Genomic DNA, 18,641 nt, shown 5'->3' with positions numbered 1-18,641 from the left:
TTGGGTGCAGAAACGCGAAAAGAGGTCAGGCCCCCACGCGCCGGAGCGCGTGGGGGCCTGTTGCCTATTCAGCAGCGGTCGGGGTCCTCAGGGCGTCGTACAGCGTCTGCCTCGCTACGCCCAGGCGGCGAGCAACGGAGGCCTTCGGCACGCCGGCGTTGATCTCCGCCCGGGCCTGACTCACCTGCTCGAGCGTGAGTCGACGGGCACGGCCCCGGTAGACGCCTCGGGCCTTGGCGGCCTCGATGCCCTCCCGCTGCCGGTCCCGGATCAGTGCCCGCTCCAGTTGGGCGAAGGCGCCCATCACCTGCAACTGGAAGACGGCGAGAGGGTCGGCCTGTCCGGCCGCCTGGAACACCAACCCCTCCTTGAGGAACCGGACGGTCACCCCCCGACTGGTCAGTCGAGAGACGAGCTGGTCTAGGTCCACAACCGATCGAGCGAGGCGGTCCATGGAGGCGACCGTGACGACGTCTTGATCGCGCACATGGGCCAGCATGGCCGACAGTGCCGGCCGGTCGGTGCCGCCACCGGAGGAGTGGTCCGTGAACCAGCGGTCCGGTTCGGAGCCCAAGGCGGCTTGGATTGCGATGATCTGACGATCGGGGTTCTGGTCGACGGTGGATACGCGGACGTAGCCGATGGTCTGTCCGGGCATGTCTAGACCTCCTTGCAGTTGTGTCCATGAAGCTGGAGAAGGACCCCAGACAGACGGTCTGGGGTCCTTGAGGAGGGTGTCCGGTTGGGGTCTACCCAGCTAGACACCAGATCGGCCCCGAGGCTCGGACCGTTTCTCCTGCACGCGGGGGCACTGGCGTTCCGGCGTGGGTGACTTGGGGGTTCTTGCAACTGGACGGGACGCGCCCGGCGGGGTTATTCCAATCGCCCGCCCAAAACTCCTCGGCATGGCAGCCTTGGCTACTGCAAGTTGGCTCTTCTAGGGGAGGTCAATATTTTGAGTGGCACGGCCGGCAAGGCAACGCGCATCGGGCTCGAGTGGCATCGCGCGCTTCTGCGATTGTCACCAGTCGCGGCGGGGTGCTTGCTCGCGACACTTGCTGGCTGCGGCTTGGGGGCCTCCAAACCCCCTGCATTCCCACTGGAAAAAACGTTTGACAGCGGCTATGAGCTTCTTGAAGAGGTAGCTCGCCAAGGCGCGCCGTGTACCGAAATCGAGGCAACCACTATGTCCCTGCGAGGCGCCAGCACAGGTGCAGTGTGTTGGGTGGATGAACCTCACGCCATCGCCGGTGTCACGTTCGAGTCCACAGCAGACCGCGACGCCTGGGCATCGGATGGTCGAGCCAACTGTGTGGTGGAGTCGTATCAGGGCAAGGTTGTAATCGGTGGCAATTGGGCAATAGAGGGTGGAGGCAACGATTACGTGGAGGACGTCGCTGATCGACTGCGAATGCCTGTCACTGATCTCTGCGACTGACGAGCCTTCGGCATGTAACCCTTAGGGGTATCCGAGGCCCACAAGTTCGGACCGAGCCGCCACCGTCGGTTTAGTCGCGGGAGAAGCCCGACCTGCAAACTGGGGCCGTTTGATGGGGGCGGTAGTCACTTCCGCCCCTCCGCGTCCGCGTATTCGACATCCGCCCGTCTGAGAAATCTCAGGGGTAGTCCGGGTCGTCGTCGAAGAGATGTGCTGCTGAGGAGTAGCCAGTAGCGCGTCGTTGTCCGGCGAGTACGTCGACGACGCCTTCGATGGCCTTGGAACAAACCAGGACGATGGCGGCAAGCTCGCGCACGGCGCGCAGGCTGGCGGACCCGGCCTCGGGTGAGTGCTGCCTGAGCTTGGTGTAGGCGACGACCGCGAGAGATGCGGCCGCGGCAATTGTGAAGACAATGAGCATGGGTGTACCTCCAGCTGGGCTGGCGGGGCCGGAGGGGCCCCGCCAGCGGGTGGTTCTGGTCAGCGCCGGCTTGGGCGTCGGCGTGCGCGGGCCTGCTCCTGCTGCTGTGCACGGCGCTCAGCGCGGTTGCGCGGCTCGAGGTCGATCTCGTGCTCGCCGCCGGTCGGACCGTTGCTGTTCGAGCCAGCGCATGCGGCAGCCACGTCGAACGCCTGCTCCTCCCAGGACGCCTCCTGCAGTGGCGTTCTTGCCGTCGCGACGGGTACGGCTGCTGACCGTCGGAAGGCGCTTGGCATCCCGGGCGCTAGGACGACCGGGAGAGCCAGGAGCTCGAGCGCCACGCGCAGCCACATGGTCGGGACCAGGAGGCCGATGACGCGGTGAACGACGACGGTGTGGCTCAGCGGCTGGATGGTGCCAGAGAGGCCACTCAGTGCCTGCATAAGCTGGCGGACCGCCGGGTGCGAAGTCACTGCGTGAACAGCGGAAGCGACCATGGAAGCGGCGTTGGTGAAGGCCGCGGACAGACGGATTCCGATGGTGCCGCCTTGTGCGAGGAGGCGGTGGGTCCGCGCCCACACGTTGCGACCGAGGGTGGCGATGGTCGCGCCGATGGCTCGGCCCCAGCGTGCCGCGGTGCGCCGCACCGGGGGGGTGCTCAGGACGGCGGCGGCAAGCGGGGCGATGCCGAGGGCCCGCAGGAACCGTGAGGCGTCTTGCAGACGGCTGGCGGCCCAGCCGAGGGTTCGGTGCTCGCTGACCTCGTCGAGCAGGGTGCGTGCGTGACGTAGGACCCAGCCGGCAGCGCCGCGCGGGAGGGTGAGGAGGGTGTCGAGGGCTTGGCGGGCCCTGCGGCGGAGGGAGAGCAAGAGGCCGTACTGCGCCTTCTGGTCGCTTGGTGCCGGGACCGCGTACAGCGGGGTCCGGTCGTAGGTGGCTGTGCTCATGGTGCTGTTCTCCTTCTCGTGGGGATGGGTGAACGTGCTGCTTCGCCCTTGCGAAGGACCCGAAGGACCGCCTGCGTGTGTTCTAGATGCAGTACTCATGAGGTCTTCAGTGACAGTCCTTCGGGTCCTTCGGGCATGAGAAAGGCCCGCCGAGATCGGCGGGCCTGGAGGTGCTGCGGCGTGGCTGAATCATCTGCGGGGTGGGATGGCCAGGTCGAGGATGCGCTCCAGAAGGATCGCGAGGCGGTACTCCGGCTGGCTGCGGAGAGCACGGTTGACTGCGACCCGTGCCAAGGCACCGTCGCCACGCCACCACGCCCACGTGCCGAGAACGCTGAGCGGTGGGGCCGCGTGGCTGTCCGGTGTCATGGCGCAGAGCCGTACCAGCCGGTCCTGCAGACGGCTGTGGGTGCGGACTCGGTCCCACCCGCTGTCCCTTTCCCACGCCGGTGTCGGGAGTGAGCGCAGCTGCGCACCGGTGATCCCCGGGACGTGGTCGGGGTCGAGGGTTCCCGGAGTCAGTCGGGCGACGAGAAGGTCACGGACGGAGACGTCGTGGATGGCCAGGACGGCGCGGGCCGCGACCTTCGGTGTCATCTGCGGAGTGCCGTCCCGGGTGTCCAGAACGACCGGCCATGCCGAGCAGTACAGCTCGAGGAGGTTTTCCTTGCGAGCGGTGTAGCGGGAGATGTGCCGGGCCACCGCCGTAGCGTCGGCCGTCGGTTCCACGACTGCGACCAGGGCATTGCGAGACGCCAGGGGCGCAACGCCGGCCGCGACCAGGTCCGCGACTGCGGTCGACGTCGCAGGGGAGGCTGCCGACGCCTCGCCGGTGTCCAGCGACCGCCAGCCGTCGCGAGTCACCAGTATGCGGTCGTGCACGCGGACCCCAACTTCGGTGCAGGCCTTTCCCGCGACGTCGATTGCCTCGGCAACAGGGCGGTCGGCCTCGTAGCCCAACACGATGACGGCCTCGGGGTCGACCTTCGCCATCCCGACCATCAGCGGACCGAGGGCGGGGTGGATCTGTTCGTCCGCAGGGAGGGGCTGATGCGCGGTGAGGCATATCCGCCCTTCGCGCAAACAAACCAGGACGAGGGCGTCGTGGGGGTGGTATCCGAGCAGATGGGGCAGGAGAGCGACTAGGTCTGCTGGGCGGCGCATTCTGATAGTCGGTGCGGTGGACATGGTGGTGCCTCGCTTCCGGTGGGGGGAGTGGCCGGAGTGAATCCGGGCATGAAAAAGGCCCGCCACTGTGTGGCGAGCCTCGGCGAGGTGGGTTTCGCCAGTCCAAAAGTGGACGTGGTTATCCCTGCCCCGTGGGGCCCACTTTACCACTAAATTCCTTTGTGCAACAGGCGTATTGGGGAGTCCGCGCCTTCGCTGGGAGAAGGCGTGAGTCGCCTACGCTTGGCGCGGGTCATCCGCGCCTAAGCCGCTCCCACTCAGGCCTTGCCCCAACCGCGGACGGCTAGGGTTCCGGCGGCGACGGGAGCCGAGCCCCCGACTCGACAGCCGACCGAATTCGACCGCTCACTTGCTCGAGGTGCTCTTCGAGAATTGGCCGCGCCTTCTTCGTTGTGCCGAGCGCCACGCGCATGCCCAATTGCAGAGTCAGCACGGTTGTCCCACCTGCACCCACCTCCAGCGTCGTCCTCTGCATCGCTTCGCTTGGAGCGGTAACCAACCGAACCACTAAGACCGTGGGTGGGTCTGCCGCAACAATCTCCAAGATGCTCGCGGCTACGCCGTCCGAGTCCTCGTAGATTATGCAGCTTTGTTCCCCTGCCATACCGATCGGAGTGCCAGGGACGCGGAATGCGCTGCGAACGCCGTCCGCGGTCAGGAAGGCTGACTCAGGGGCCGTGATGAACTCCCACACCACCTCGGCCGGCGCTGCGATCGTGATCGTGGCCTGACCCACGACAGATTCGAGAGCCTCGACCCTCCGAGACCAGCGATCCTCAAGCCGTTGCCACAAAGGGTTCCCCACTGGCCGAACGCTACTAAATACTCGGCTGTTGAGGCGCGGTTTCCGTCAACGAAGCACACTGCTGTAGCCGCGATGTCGTGGTGCTGACCGCGCCGTTGACCGCGGCGACGAGCGACGGGTTCCGTCGCGTTGGGGCTATCCGGCGACCGGCGTTCAGTGACCAGGGACCGGCTTCAGCCGGCGCACAGCCCGACCGCCGGTGCCCGGTCCGCCGAACAAGTCCTTCCGGTGCGCGTATGTGGCCCGGCAGGTCGCCGTCAAGGCTAGGTGCGGGGTGTGGGTCACCCGGCGGAACGAGACGCCATGGTTCGCGTCTTGAGTGTCTGCCCAACCCAGAAGCTGCCGACCGCCATCCCGCTTGGTGGAGGCACCATCGTGGCTACGCCTTCACGGGCCGTACTACGAGGGCATGGACCCCGAGTACGACTGGTACTGGGACGCTGACAGTGACGGCATCGTCTGCGAGTGGCGGACTCCACTCGGGGCAACGATGATCACCGATGAGTGTTCGGCGACGCCGACATCGCTGAAGCTATATGGAAGCCCGCTGCTAGTTCGAGAGAAGAAATGGCTATGAGTGAACTTCGATCCAAAGCCCGTAGGACATGTTCAAGCTGTGGAGCGAACGACCCCAAGTGGCTGGTCTCGTATAGATACGCGCCCACCGAGCTCGCCGGACGCCTACTCGTCTACTGCGGCGAATGCCGTGGTCGCGAGGAGGGCAAGTACAGCCTGGTTCTCCCCACCGTCGTGTTGGACAAGAACCCAGATCTGATCATGACCCTCCTGTACGAGTGTGCAGTGACGAAGAGTGACCCGGATATCGCCAGTGAAGTGGTTGGAGTACCAGGAGGGTCTTGGCTTTCGACGGCCAAACGTCTCCTTACGGAAGATGATTCGAATCGGTAGGCGCGACTGACAGGGCGAGGGCGAGGGCGAGGGCGCGGCGTAACGGACATCGGCCAAGGTCCCCGGTCACACTAAGTAGCGTGAGCATCGCAGCCCTTCCGCGCGTCGACGGCCGGCACCGCAACAAGGCCCTCGCCGCAGCCCGACGGACCCGTGCCGTCGAGCTCCGCTGCCAGGGCTGGACGTACGGGGCCATCGCTGATGAACTCGGTTACGCCAGCCGCGCCACGGTGTACGCGATCGTTCATAAGGCCCTTGCTGCCCAAGAGGCGTGTGAGACCGAGCACCTGAGGGAGCTGGAGACGGAGCGTCTTGATCGGCTCCAGGCCGGTCTCTGGGACCGGGCCATGGCTGGTGACGTGGCCGCAGTTTCCGAGGTGCGACGGATCATTGAGGCGCGGGTGCGTCTGCTGGGCCTGACGAGCAAAGGAGGTCTAGAGCAGGAAGCCTGTGTAACTGTCGTTTGCTCGTGCGCCCCAGGGATCGGACACCAGCGCCCATCACTAGCCGCCTTTTAACTAGGCGCGTTGCATGCCCAACGTTGCATCCTTGCGCCGGAATAGGGAGGCAGTCCGTCGGCTTCTCGACCTTCATGTGCGCCGTGGGAACGCGAGTATCAGTCGCTCCTCTTCGACGCGCAGTTCTCACACCACATGACATCGTTCTCACCAGCAACGCTGGAGGCCGTGCTGGTCGTCACGTCCTTCTCCCAGAGCGTGTCGACGATTCGAGAGCTCAGCCTGATGCCATGAGCATTTACGTGAGAGCACTTGTTGTTGGCGTGCAGGGTCAGACCTCCGTCTTCTGGGGACGGGATTGAGTAGTGGTCGACGCCGGGTGCCCGGCGCTCCCACGGCACGCCGTGGCGAATGATTGCGCTCATCTCATGTCCTTGTTCGTGTAGTTGGTCGAGCTCGGATGTTGGCGCCCCACGTCTGACGGCGATTGGACGCCTTCACTCGCTGCGTAGGGTGGGGACGGCAGAGGGGGAGCCGTAGGACGGTTGAGTCTTGGATCAGTGCCCACCGTGAATCGTTAGTCCTCGAGACTGAAGTACGGCTGCTACGTACGCTTCCGCAGCCTGAGCCGCCTCTCGGGTGGTCAGCGGCTCGAGGGGTGGCACTAGGTCCTCCCGCAGTTCGCCCACGGACCGTCCGCGACGTTTGAAGATCCGCCCGCGACGCACTCCGTCGATGTGCTGTTGCCTTCGGTGATCTCCACCGTGCCACGTCTGACCGACGTAGTACTCATCGTCGCCGCCGCCCAGCACCTCGAGGACGTACACGCTGTATTGCTTGGGGGCAGCGAATTCGGTTGTCTTGTACCGCGTCATCTGCCTGACTCCATCTCCTTGGGATGCCGCATCCGTGCCCGAGCGAATGCGTCGAGAATGCGGCGGTGCGTCTGGCGCGGCAACTGGCGCGTCCCAGGCTCACCCAACGGCGTCCCGGGTCGCGCAGACGCCGTCGCCAGGAGTTCGTCCAGCCCTGCCCGGCTCACGAGCAGCAGTCCGTGCGTCGCCCGCGTGCACGTCACCGCCAACCGCCCGAACGCCGAGTTGAACACGTCCAACGTCGAGGCGCCCGACAACGGATGGACAGCCACGGTCAGGACGTTGGTCTGCCCTTGCCACGAGTCGACTGTCGAGGCGACCATCCAGCCGTCGGGCAACGAGTGCTTCTTCGTGAGCCGTCGAACAAGATCCTGCGCGTCGTCCACGGCCTGGTTTCGCGTGGCCAACACGGCGATGACCGTTCGGTCGGTGATCTCGCCGGCAGGCATCGTCAACACTTCGGTGGGGAGTCCGTGGGCGTCGTAAGCCGTGGACTTCACCGAGAACCCGGACTCGATCAGGCTGTCCAGCAGCGCCTCGACGGCCGACAGCAGCGGAAGGTCGACGTCGGGCGCCTCGGCATCGGGAAGACCCTCGACTTCCACGAGTGTCGCGACTCCGGTCCCGACCTGCTTCCACAGTGCGCCGGCAACGCCACCCATCCCGTCCACGACCAGCTCTCGGTCGCTCGGACCCGCGACGCAGTTGAGGTCGTCCCACTCGGCATAGAAAGCGCGCCACACTGGGAGCTGGGCGGCTGTCGGGCGCCACACCGCAGGCATCTCCATCGCCCAGGTCTTCGCGTCTCCGTCATAGGCCGTGGGCCATGCGCGATAGGGGTTGTAGCCCGGGTCTCCCCGCCACGGGTTCTGTGACGGGTCGAGTGGCGGCAACTGCCCCACATCGCCCACGCCGACGTCGATCGGAGCGAGCCGGTCGATCGTGCGGTAGCGGTGCAGTGGCAGCTGCCACGCCTCGTCGACGAAGAGGACGTCGAAGAGACGCTCGCCGTTGGTCGCCTCTCCCAGGAGTGCCCGCAGGTAGCGGGCGATCCCCGCGAGCTTGTGGGTTGTGCCCAACAGGACCTGAGCTTCGGGAGGACAGTCCTTGTAGGACACAACCACGGTGGCCGCCTCCACGGTGGCGGGGGGTACGTCCTTGAGCCGGTCCTCCGCGACGAGGAGGCAGACCTTCTCCTTGCCGAGCATCTTGCCGATCTCAAGAGCGAGGGGAAACACCTGCTTATTCGCGAACGCCGTCACCCCAACCCTGGAACATTCGGGCGCGTTGAGCGCGTCATCGACCATCCGCCGGAGCGCGTAGGACTTTCCGGCGCCGGCCGCTGCCTTAAGCAGGATCCGCTCGTAGTCGGCATCGCAGGACAGGGCATCACGCAACGCCGCGATCGCCTGGCTTGTGACGTCGACGTTCCCGATCGCCGCCTCGCCATGGTGCTTGCTCGGCGCGAGGACGACGGTCGGCTCGGTGAAGTGGAAGTCGATCATCAGCTCAGTCCAAGTCGTCCAAGGTCAGGCCGTCTGCACCACTTGCCGGTACAGACTGGGCGCCGTCAGCTGTCGCCGTGCCCGCCGCCGCGGTGTCGAACTGGTCCAGATCGAGCAGTGGTGGCCACGCCTGCGGGTTGAGCTCACCGCGGGCCCGCCGCTCGGCCAGGACGTCGGAGTACTCTGCCTCGCCGTCCTCGTGCGAGCGGCAGCACCACGTGTGCTCGTCCGGCGACGCGGCATACGAGCCGTCGTGGCACTCCTTGCGAGGGGCGTTCTGGGTGTCCGGACCCGGCCGCGCCACCGCGATCTCGTGACGCGAGGTCAAGGGCTTTCCGAACCACCGCGCGTCCGCGACGACGAGCCGTGACCCGACGACGACGTCCGGCGCAAGTTTGGGGAGCCACACGAACGACCCGTCCAAGGCCGTCTCATCGTCTTCCTCCAGAGGCCCGACGCTCAGCTGCCCAAACTTGAAGCTTCCCTTCTGAATCTTGAGCGTCGTCAACGGGGACTCGACAGCCAGGGCGTCGCCGTTCTGCAAGAGCACAACCATGGTCTGGTCCCCGAACCGCCGGGACTCGACCTTCAACCTCAGTGGCGACACCGAGGTGACCATGGCGAAGGCAACCTCCCGCGTTCCGGCGTTGAGCGCCAACCCGCGCAATGTGTGCGGGTTCCCGAGCGCGCCCAGTTGGGCCGCGCACTTGGCGTCGGCGTCGATCGCCTCCACCTGGCTGTTGCGCCACCACGGAGGGACCCGTCCGAACCTCACGAGGTCCGAAGCGTGGAGATCAAGGCGCCGCCCCCACACCACCTGCGCGTCCGCCTCCAGCGCCTGGTGAACCGGCCGCAGTGCTGAGTCGGGAAGTCCCTCGAGGACCGAGACGGCGTTGTCGATGACCTCCGCCTTGTAAGCAAGTTCCTCTCGCACCAATTCGTCGTATGCCGCATCACCCGGTCTGCGGGCAACCCTGTGGATCGCGTCCGATCGGTCGTTGGACAGCCGTGCCCCGGGCGTGTGCGGACTCGTCGCGATGGCGTCGGTGACGTCCCGGTGAGCAAGCGGCGTCGCCGCCTGCGCCCAGGTCACGAGGTAGTCGAGACGACCCGTGTCGTTGAGCGGACCGCCCGCCACGAAGTGGCGCTGGATCACCGCGCGGACGTCGACCAGGGGCCACCGCAACGTCATGGCGCGGGCCCGGTCCTGGTCGAGGAGGTAGGAGACGGCGAGTCGTTGCGCATCGCTGAGGGCCTCGGGGACGGTGGCCGGCTCGCCACCCCACGTCAGGGGCTGGCGGCCCTGCTCGAGGTCGCGCTGCCACCGGAGCCGGCTGATCTCCACGCCCGCCAACGAGTCCGCGATGGAGACGAGCAGGTCCCCAGTGGCCTTGTCGGGGACAACGAGGTGGACGGGCGCTGCCGTGCCGTCCTCGACTACAGCCGCCTCGAGCATGGTCGCGTCGATGGCCTCGCCCAGGACTGACATCAGAGCGAGTCGAGTCGCTGGTGCCTGTGGGCTGTCGAAGACGCGGAAGGTCCACCTTCCAGGACCGGACCCGCTGATTCGCTGCACCCCGACGCCATGGACGCCCAACGCGGCCGCGTCGGACTTGGCGATAACGACATTGACGGTGCCCGGCAGGCCGACTGGGTCGGTCCTTCGTTGGCCCGTCGACCCGGCAACACCGTCGATGGTGGCCGTGACGGTCGCGACGAGCGACTCCGGAGCGTCTTTGACGACGCCGGTGCCGTCGACCAGTCCGATCACAGACGAACGCTGCTCGGGTCGCACGCCGATCTCGACGAGCAGCGACGCAGGGTCAGCAGAGCTGCGTACCTTGTCGCGGCAGTAGTTGTGCATCGCGCACGCGACGCAGGTTCCGGGGTCGAAGGTGAGCTGAAGGTGTTCGACGAAGTCACTGACCTCGGTCGAGTCCACCGGCCACGAGGCTCCCGGCTCGTCCAACAGGCGGGCTCGTTCCGCGGCGCGTTCCATCACCTCGCGTCGGTGGTCATCGAGACTCTCGACGACGGCCTCCGGCTGGAGGAAGGAGTTGCGCGGGACGGCCAGCGCGCCCCACCGGTGGACAAGCATTCCTTTCGGGAGCTTCGTCCAAGCGGCGGCTGCCTCTGCGCCCAGGGCCACCTGGAGGAAGCCCTTGAGCATTCGCTGGTCGTCGATGCGGGAGCGCACGCGCTCGTAGTCCTTGGCGTCTCCCATGACGAGCCAACTCCCGATGACGGGTGCAGAGTCGTCGGCCTCCACCGCTCCTCCGTCCTCGCTTCGGCGTGGCGCGACCACGGCGAAATCTGGCTTCACGGGCGTGGCGGACGGGTGTGTATCGAGACCGGGAAAGGGCAGAGCCAGTGCAGTGACCATCGTCGCCTCGCCCTGGTGCACGGCCTTGAGGTGCGCCTGGGCCAGGGCCGTTGCGGTGGTCGCAGGCACTACCTTGCCGTCGGCGCGCCTTACACCGACCGGCCGGTTAAGCCGCAGCCGACCCACCGTGGTCGTGAGAAGCTCGGAGACGAACTTCTCGTCGCGGATGAGCCGCTCGAAGACCATGGCGCGCATGAACCGCGCCTCGGGGATTCCCGCAGACGTGTCAGGGTGCCCCAACTCGGCAGCGAGCGTCCGCCGGCTCTTGCCGGTGAGCATCGGATCCGTCCGACGGAACCGTTCACACGCGGCATGGGTCGACGCCGCCACGGCACTGCTGCCGCCCCCCGTTGCAAGATTCCCCACCGTCCGCACCATAGGCCCCATCGCTACGCCTGTCAGCAGAAACACCGCCGGTCAGACGTGGCCCCGCTGAGGTCCCGAGAAGTCGAGCGAGACCCAAAGGGGCTAGGTAGGGTGCGCCGTGTGACCCAGGGGAAGACCGCAAACACCAGCGTGCTCGAGTCGGAATACGACTACCTGCTCGGCAAACTCGACCAAATCTGGAATACGTACGGAGCCGACAACGTCGGCAAGGGCACTGCGTTCGAGCGGCTCATGGCCAGCTATCTGCGCACCGCGCCGGAGTATGCCGACCGTTTCGACGAGGTCTACCTCTGGGACGAGTGGCCGGACAAGGGCAAGCAGCACGACCACGGCATCGACATCGTCGCCCGCGACGTTCACACCGGCGGGTGGTGCGCGATCCAGTGCAAGTTCTACGACCCGCAGCACCACATCGCCAAGGGTGACATCGACTCGTTCATCGCGGCCTCCGCCAAACCTCAGTACACGGGTCGGATCATGTTCTCGACCGCCAAGGACTGGGGCCCGACGGCCGAGAAGCAGCTCGACGGCCTAACCGTCCCCATCGTCCGCATCGGCATCTCCGACCTGCTGGAGTCAAAGGTTGACTGGTCTCTCATCGACTGGCAGGCGCCCCAGCAGTTCCTGCCTACCACGGGCAGGAAGACGCTGCGGCCTCACCAGCTCAAGGCCAAGACCGACGTCCTCGAAGGCCTCGCCACCTCCGACCGGGGCCAGCTCGTCATGGCCTGTGGGACCGGCAAGACCTTCACCAGCCTCAAGATCGCCGAGCAGTTCGCCACCGACCACAAGGCCCAGCCGACGACAGTCCTTTTCCTTGTGCCGAGTATCCAGCTGCTCAACCAGACGCTGCGAGAGTGGAAGCAGGAGTCGGAGATCCCATTCCGTGCCTTCGCGGTCTGCTCCGACACCAAGGTCGGCAAGCGCACCGACACCGAGGACCTCGGCTTGGCAGACCTCATCTACCCTGCGACGACGGACACCGTCGCGCTCGCGAAGCAGATCAAGAAGCGGCACGACGACGACCAGTTCACCGTCGTGTTCTCGACCTACCAGTCCATCGACGTCGTGGCCCAGGCCCAAGATGACGGCCTTCCCGAGTTCGACCTCATCATCTGCGACGAAGCCCACCGAACCACCGGCGTCACCCTGACAGGTGAGGACGAGTCCACCTTCGTACGTGTCCACAACCACGCCTTCATCAAAGGCGCCAAGCGCCTCTACATGACCGCCACGCCGCGGCTGTTCAACCCCGAGACCAAGGACAAAGCCAACGACAACAACGCCGTCCTCGCCTCCATGGACGACCCAGCCGTCTACGGCGAGGTGCTGCACCGCCTCGGCTTCGGCCAGGCCGTCGAACAGGACCTTCTCACCGACTACAAGGTGATCGTCCTCAAGGTCGACGAAGGCTTCGTCGCCGAGTCGTTCCAGCAGGAGCTCGCGTCATCGGGCGAAATCAAGCTCGAGGACGCCGCCAAGCTCATCGGGTGCTGGAACGGTCTAGCCAAGCGCTTCGGTGGCGTTGTCGACGAGGACCTCGGCGAAGACCTTGCGCCGATGCGCACCGCCGTTGCGTTCGCCGGCAACATCAGGTCCTCCAAGGCAGCCACCGAGGCCTTCCCCAGCATCGTCGACCGACTCATCGCCACGTATGCCGAGCACGACGCCGCGTCGCCCGACGGGAACAGCCTCCAAGTCGCGATCCGCCACGTCGACGGCACGATGAACGCGCTTGAGCGCGGGCAGGACCTGCAATGGCTGAAAGCCGGCAGCGAAACCGACGACAACGAATGCCGTGTGCTCACCAACGTGAAGTGCCTCAGCGAGGGCGTGGACGTCCCGGCCCTCGACGCAGTGGTCTTCCTTAGCCCGCGGGCGTCGCAGGTTGACATCGTCCAGTCCGTCGGCCGCGTGATGCGCAAAGACCCGACCGGCCGCAAGAAGCTCGGCTACATCATCCTTCCGGTCGTCGTCCCTGCCGGGATGCCGCCCGAGGAGGCACTCGCCGACAACAAGCGCTTCCAGGCGGTGTGGCAGGTCCTGCAGGCACTTCGCGCGCACGATGACCGCTTTAACGCGATGGTCAACAAGCTCGACCTCAACAACAAGAAGGACAGCCGGGTCCGCATCTTCGACACGACGAGGACAACACCTCGCGACGAGGACGATTCGACCCAGCTCGCTTTGCCGTTCGGCATAGAGGAGTGGCGCGACGCGATCTACGCGCGGATCGTCAAGAAGGTCGGGGAGCGCCGGTACTGGGAGACCTGGGCCAAGGACGTCGCCGACATCGCGCACCAGCACATCGTCCGGATCACCGGACTGCTCGCCGACAAGGACTCAAGCGCGGCGAAAGAGTTCGACGTTTTCCTCCACGGCCTGCGCGGCAACCTCAACGACGGGATCACCCAGAGCGACGCGATCGAGATGCTCGCCCAGCACCTCATCACCCGACCGGTGTTCGACGCCCTGTTCGGTGGGTACGACTTCGCAGCCAACAACCCGGTGGCGCAGACGATGGAACGGATGCTCGCCGTCCTCGACGAGCACTCACTCGACACCGAGAACTCGGGGCTCGAGAAGTTCTACGACTCGGTCCGCTCCCGCGTTGAGGGCGTGGACAACGCCGAGGGCCGACAGAAGATCATCATCGAGCTCTACGACAAGTTCTTCGCCACCGCCTTCAAGAAGACGGTCGACAAGCTCGGCATCGTCTACACCCCGGTCGAGATCGTCGACTTCATCCTCAACTCAGCCGACGAGGTGCTCCGTAAGCATTTCGGTCAGGGCCTCACCGACGAAGGCGTCCACGTCCTCGACGGGTTCACCGGCACGGGCACCTTCATGGTGCGGCTGCTGCAGTCGGGACTCATCAAACCCGAGGACCTCGCCCGGAAGTACGCGAACGAGCTGCACGCCAACGAGGTCCTGCTCCTCGCGTACTACATCGCCGCCGTCAACATCGAGACGACCTACCAGGACCTCATACGCGGCACCTTGGAGGACAAGCTGGCCCACGAGCCTTTCCCCGGGCTGATCCTCACGGACACTTTTCAGTCCTGGGAGGACGACGATCGCCCCGACCTCGAGGTCTTCCCCGAGAACAACGAACGCCTCGACAAGCTCAAGGCACTCGACATCCAGGTCATAGTCGGCAACCCGCCGTACTCCTCCGGCCAGGACAGCGCCAACGACGCCAACGCCAACGAGAAGTACCCCGCCCTCGACGCCGCGATCCGCGCCACCTACGCGGCGCGATCAACGGCGACCAACAAGAACTCGCTTTACGACTCCTACATCCGGGCCATCAAATGGGCGAGCCTTCGGGTTGCCGACCGCGGTGTCGTCGCCTTCGTGACCAACGGTGGCTGGCTGGACTCGAACACCGCTGACGGAATGCGGCTGACTCTGGCGGAGGAGTTCAGCGACATCCACATCTACAACGTCCGTGGGAACGCACGCACGGCTGGCGAGCAACGGCAAAAGGAAGGTGGCAACGTCTTCGAGGTCGGATCGCGAGCCACAGTGGCCGTCACCATTCTCGTGAAGGACCCCGATCATGCCGGACCGACCAGGATCCACTACACCGACATCGGCGACTACCTCACCCGCGAGGAGAAGCTCGCCAAGGTCGTCGCCGCCTCAGGGGTGGGGGGACTTGAACCCCACTCGCTCACGCCCAACGAACACGGCGACTGGCTCAACCAACGCCGCGACGATTTCGAAGCCTTCTTGGCCTTGGGTGACAAGTCAAACGGCAGTGGCGTTTTCGAACTGTATTCAGGCGGGCTAAAGACCAATCGTGACGCGTGGTGCTACAACTTCTCTGCCGAGCAAGTGGCATCGAACATGGGTCGCCTTATCGAGACCTATGAGTCCGACCGGGCGTCCGGGCGGAAGAGTCATAATGCGACGGATGACGCTCGGTTGATTAGCTGGAACCGAGGACTTCTTGCAGATCTTGACCGCTCCCGACCTCGGTCCTACACGGCCGCAGCACTCAGGACATCAACGTACCGCCCCTTTCTCCGCGAGACCGTCTATTTCGACCGCGCAATGAACGACATGGTGTATCGGTTGAACGAACTCTTTCCGACCGCAGACGCAGGCAACCAAGGCTTCTACGTCCATGGAGCCCACGCCGAGAGCACGCCTGCCTACATGATGATCAGCGACCTTCCCTGTCTCGATTTCTTCGGCAAGGGTGGGCAGTTCTTTGCGCGGTGGCGGTACGAGAAGGTTGATGGAAGCGGGACACTCGACTTCGGCGAGGTCGACATCGCCGAGAACGTCGATGGCTACCGACGGATCGACAACGTCACGGACGTTGCCCTGGAACGGTTCTGCGCGGCATACGGGGATTCGGTCACCAAGGACGACATCTTCTTCTACGTGTACGGGCTGCTGCACTCGCCGGAGTACCGCGAGACCTACGCCGCCGACCTCAAGAAGATGCTGCCGCGCATCCCGCTCGTCTCCGACCCGTGGCCGTTCATCGCGGCCGGCCGTGACTTGTCCGAGCTGCACCTGGGCTACGAGTCGGTCGTTCCGTACCCACTCGACGGGCTCCCGGACGATGACGGCGATGCGAGCCACATGGCATACGAACGCTTCAAGGTGGTGAAGATGGCGTTCGCCAAGAAGCGCGACCCCCAGACGCAAAAGCTCGTCGCCGACAAGTCGACGGTCAACTACAACTCGGGCATCACGCTGAGCGGGATCCCCGAGGAGGCGCACCGCTACATGCTCGGGTCGCGCTCCGCGATCGAGTGGGTCATCGACCGCTACCAGGTGAAGACCGACAAGCCCTCGGGCATCGTCAACGACCCCAACGACTGGAGCCGTGAGGTGTCGGACCCGCGGTACATCATCGACCTGCTGGCCCGCATCGTTACGGTCAGTCTCGAGACGATGGCCATCGTCGACGGCCTGCCGTCTCTGGACATCCTCGAGAACCAGTGCTCAGGGAAGACACAGCAGTCGTGACAACTGGGAGCGCGTTCATTGGGGGTGTTGCGGCGCCCACGATCGACGAGCAGTTTCCAGGCCTACAACCCATCTGGTCGTGGCAGATTCGGGGCCCGGAGGTGGTTCCCGTGCCTCAGACACACGGGAGGCGGTCAGAGCGGCGCTGGCTGGCAGCACCCGTCTTGAAAAGATGGCGAGGCCGCCAGAGCGTGCAAGAGTCATCGCTGCCGGCCATGGTGATGTGCCCCAACTGCTTTACCACTCTGCCTATCAGTGGGCAGTGCGACTCATGCGGCGATGCTCGACAGGAGAAGACATGAAGGTCTCACAGGTCTTGGATCTCATCGACTCAGGGGACATCGCACTGCCCGAGTTCCAGCGAGGCTACGTCTGGAATCGTGACCAGGTGCGTGGGCTCTTGAGCAGCCTTTACAGGGGGTATCCGGTTGGCAGCTTCATGACTTGGAACACCAAGGCCGAAGGCGCCTCGGCGCGCGGCGGTCCAGTCGCCGTCGACGGAACGGTCAAGCTGTTGCTCGACGGGCAGCAGCGCGCCACCACCTTGTACGGCGTGATCCGCGGAGCTGCGCCCAAGTTCTTCGAAGGACACGCGAAGGCCTTCACCGGCCTGCACTTCAACCTCGACGACGAAAGCTTCGAGTTCTACGCGCCCGCGAAGATGAAGGACAATCCGACGTGGATCGACGTCACGCAGTTGATGAAGACGGGCTTGGGCGGATATTGGGTATCTGTCAATTCTTTGGCCGGTGGTGATGCCGAGAAGCAGCAGGTCTATATCGACCGCCTGAATCGGATCGGCCAGATCGCGAACCACGAGGTCCACATCGAAGAGGTCACCGGCGCCGACAAGACGGTCGACGTCGTTGTCGACATCTTCAACAGGGTCAACTCTGGAGGAACCAAGCTCTCCAAGGGAGATCTTGCGCTCGCGAAGATCGGGGCCTCGTGGCCCGAGGCACGCCAAGAGATCAACAAAGAGCTGGCCCGGTGGAAGCAGTCAGGCTTCGACTTCAGAATCGACTGGCTGCTTCGAGGTGTCAACGCGATCGTCACGGGGGAGGCCTTGTTCAGCGCCTTGGACGGCGTCCAGACGGCCGCCGTCCAGCAGGGGCTCAAGGACGCGACCAAGTACCTCGACGGCTGGCTTAACGTCGTCTCTGGCCGCCTCGGCCTCGACCACGATCGCGTCCTCTTCAGCAAGTTCGCACTGCTAATCCTGGCGCGATACACCCACCTGAATGGAGGTCAGCCACCCACGGCCGCCGATCGGGACAAGCTCCTCTATTGGTTCATCCACACTGGCATGTGGGGCCGATTCGCCGGCTCCACTGAGACCGTGCTGAACCAAGACCTTCATGCGGTAGAGACTCACGGGATCGACGGACTCATTGAGAACCTGAAGACGATGCGAGGGGACTTGACCGTCCGCCCCGCGGATTTCGCCGGCAACAGCCTTGGCGCTCGGTTCTACCCCGTCCTCTACCTCATGACTCGCACTATGTCGGCGCAGGACTGGGGTGACGGGACGCCGCTATCCGCTCATATGCTGGGCAAACTCAGCGGCCTGCAGGTGCATCACATCTTCCCGAAGGCGCAACTGTACAAGGCCAACTACCCACGTGGAGAGGTCAATGCCGTAGCCAACTTCTGCTTTCTCACGCAGGGCACCAACCTCAACATCACGTCCAACCCGCCAGCGGCGTACATGCCGGGCATCCGCGACGCGCACCCGGGTGCACTCGAGAGCCAATGGGTTCCGATGGACAGCGAGTTGTGGAAGATCGAGAACTACGCGGCCTTCCTCGAGGCGCGACGCGAGCTCCTCGCTGGGGCCGCCAACTCCCTTCTGGACGGTCTGCTGAGAGGGCCTGCGCACGAAGCCAAGTTTGACGACGAGCCCAGTGCCTGGTCCGCACCCTCCCCGGCCGGTAACGCGGTGTCCGTCGACGAGAGCGATGCCGATGTGCGCACTGTCGAGGTGCAGGAGTTGATCGCAGAGCTGCGGCAAGACGGCTACAGCGAGCCGCAGACCGATGTGGAGGTGGTCGATCCGGACACCGGTCGAGTGCTTGCGGTGGCAGAAGCGTTTTGGCAGGCGGGGCTCCAAGAAGGGCTGGGCCAGCCTGCGGTCCTCGAGCTCGACACGGACAACCTCGACGAGTCGGGCCTGCAAGCGCTCGGGTATCAGGTCTTCACTACATGCGCCAGCCTTCGCGAGTACGTACGCAGACACCACGAGGAGACGGCCTGAGCCAACGGGGACCGGACTGGGTGATGCCGTCGCGTGTGGTCCGCAGTCAGTCCGCAGAAAGTCCGCAAGACGCTCGAAAACG

At 65.1% G+C, this 18,641-nt stretch carries 11 protein-coding genes; 4 read left to right on the top strand and 7 right to left on the bottom strand.

Annotation, left to right across the window (positions count from 1 at the left end):
• Nucleotides 1–64 precede the first annotated feature (64 nt).
• From ACOJV7_RS03205 to ACOJV7_RS03190, 4 genes are all read right to left on the bottom strand, one after another.
• A complete protein-coding gene (locus ACOJV7_RS03205) occupies nt 65–658 on the bottom strand; it encodes a recombinase family protein (RefSeq protein ID WP_420188717.1) in 594 nt (197 codons plus the stop codon).
• Between the two features lie 958 nt (nt 659–1,616).
• Nucleotides 1,617–1,859 carry a hypothetical protein gene (locus ACOJV7_RS03200; protein WP_420188716.1) on the bottom strand — a complete coding sequence of 81 codons (243 nt, stop codon included), beginning with the start codon at nt 1,857–1,859 and terminating at the stop codon, nt 1,617–1,619.
• A gap of 59 nt (nt 1,860–1,918) precedes the next feature.
• Nucleotides 1,919–2,806 (bottom strand): hypothetical protein, encoded by an 888-nt coding sequence (locus ACOJV7_RS03195; protein WP_420188715.1) that lies wholly within the window; start codon nt 2,804–2,806, stop codon nt 1,919–1,921.
• 189 nt (nt 2,807–2,995) lie between these two features.
• Complete coding sequence (locus ACOJV7_RS03190) at nt 2,996–3,970, bottom strand: DUF4192 domain-containing protein (RefSeq protein ID WP_420190368.1); 975 nt, start codon at nt 3,968–3,970, stop codon at nt 2,996–2,998.
• A 1,238-nt stretch (nt 3,971–5,208) separates the two neighbouring features.
• On the opposite strand from ACOJV7_RS03190, the gene ACOJV7_RS03185 reads away from it, so the two are divergent.
• Together ACOJV7_RS03185 and ACOJV7_RS03180 are read left to right on the top strand one after the other, a co-directional pair.
• Entirely contained in the window at nt 5,209–5,376 is a 168-nt protein-coding gene (locus tag ACOJV7_RS03185) for an excalibur calcium-binding domain-containing protein (protein ID WP_420188714.1), read from the top strand.
• 412 nt (nt 5,377–5,788) lie between these two features.
• On the top strand, nt 5,789–6,226 hold the full coding sequence (locus ACOJV7_RS03180) for a helix-turn-helix domain-containing protein (protein WP_420188713.1): 438 nt from the start codon (nt 5,789–5,791) through the stop codon (nt 6,224–6,226).
• A 98-nt stretch (nt 6,227–6,324) separates the two neighbouring features.
• Here the strand turns inward: ACOJV7_RS03180 and ACOJV7_RS03175 are convergent, their stop codons facing one another.
• From ACOJV7_RS03175 to ACOJV7_RS03165, 3 genes are all read right to left on the bottom strand, one after another.
• Nucleotides 6,325–6,591 carry a hypothetical protein gene (locus tag ACOJV7_RS03175; protein WP_420188712.1) on the bottom strand — a complete coding sequence of 89 codons (267 nt, stop codon included), beginning with the start codon at nt 6,589–6,591 and terminating at the stop codon, nt 6,325–6,327.
• A gap of 446 nt (nt 6,592–7,037) precedes the next feature.
• Nucleotides 7,038–8,546 carry a P-loop NTPase family protein gene (locus ACOJV7_RS03170; protein ID WP_420188711.1) on the bottom strand — a complete coding sequence of 503 codons (1,509 nt, stop codon included), beginning with the start codon at nt 8,544–8,546 and terminating at the stop codon, nt 7,038–7,040.
• A gap of 4 nt (nt 8,547–8,550) precedes the next feature.
• Nucleotides 8,551–11,340: a hypothetical protein gene (locus ACOJV7_RS03165; protein ID WP_420188710.1), complete on the bottom strand. Its 2,790-nt coding sequence runs from the start codon at nt 11,338–11,340 to the stop codon at nt 8,551–8,553.
• A gap of 75 nt (nt 11,341–11,415) precedes the next feature.
• Here ACOJV7_RS03165 and ACOJV7_RS03160 point away from each other — a divergent pair, with 75 nt between their 5' ends.
• Both ACOJV7_RS03160 and ACOJV7_RS03155 read left to right on the top strand, forming a co-directional pair.
• Complete coding sequence (locus ACOJV7_RS03160) at nt 11,416–16,305, top strand: DEAD/DEAH box helicase (protein WP_420188709.1); 4,890 nt, start codon at nt 11,416–11,418, stop codon at nt 16,303–16,305.
• A 298-nt stretch (nt 16,306–16,603) separates the two neighbouring features.
• Nucleotides 16,604–18,559 (top strand): GmrSD restriction endonuclease domain-containing protein, encoded by a 1,956-nt coding sequence (locus tag ACOJV7_RS03155; protein WP_420188708.1) that lies wholly within the window; start codon nt 16,604–16,606, stop codon nt 18,557–18,559.
• Nucleotides 18,560–18,641: the final 82 nt, after the last annotated feature.

The sequence above is a fragment of the Knoellia tibetensis genome, assembly GCF_048606415.1.
Lineage (GTDB): Bacteria > Actinomycetota > Actinomycetes > Actinomycetales > Dermatophilaceae > Knoellia > Knoellia tibetensis.
This window is presented reverse-complemented; position numbering and strand designations above follow the sequence as displayed.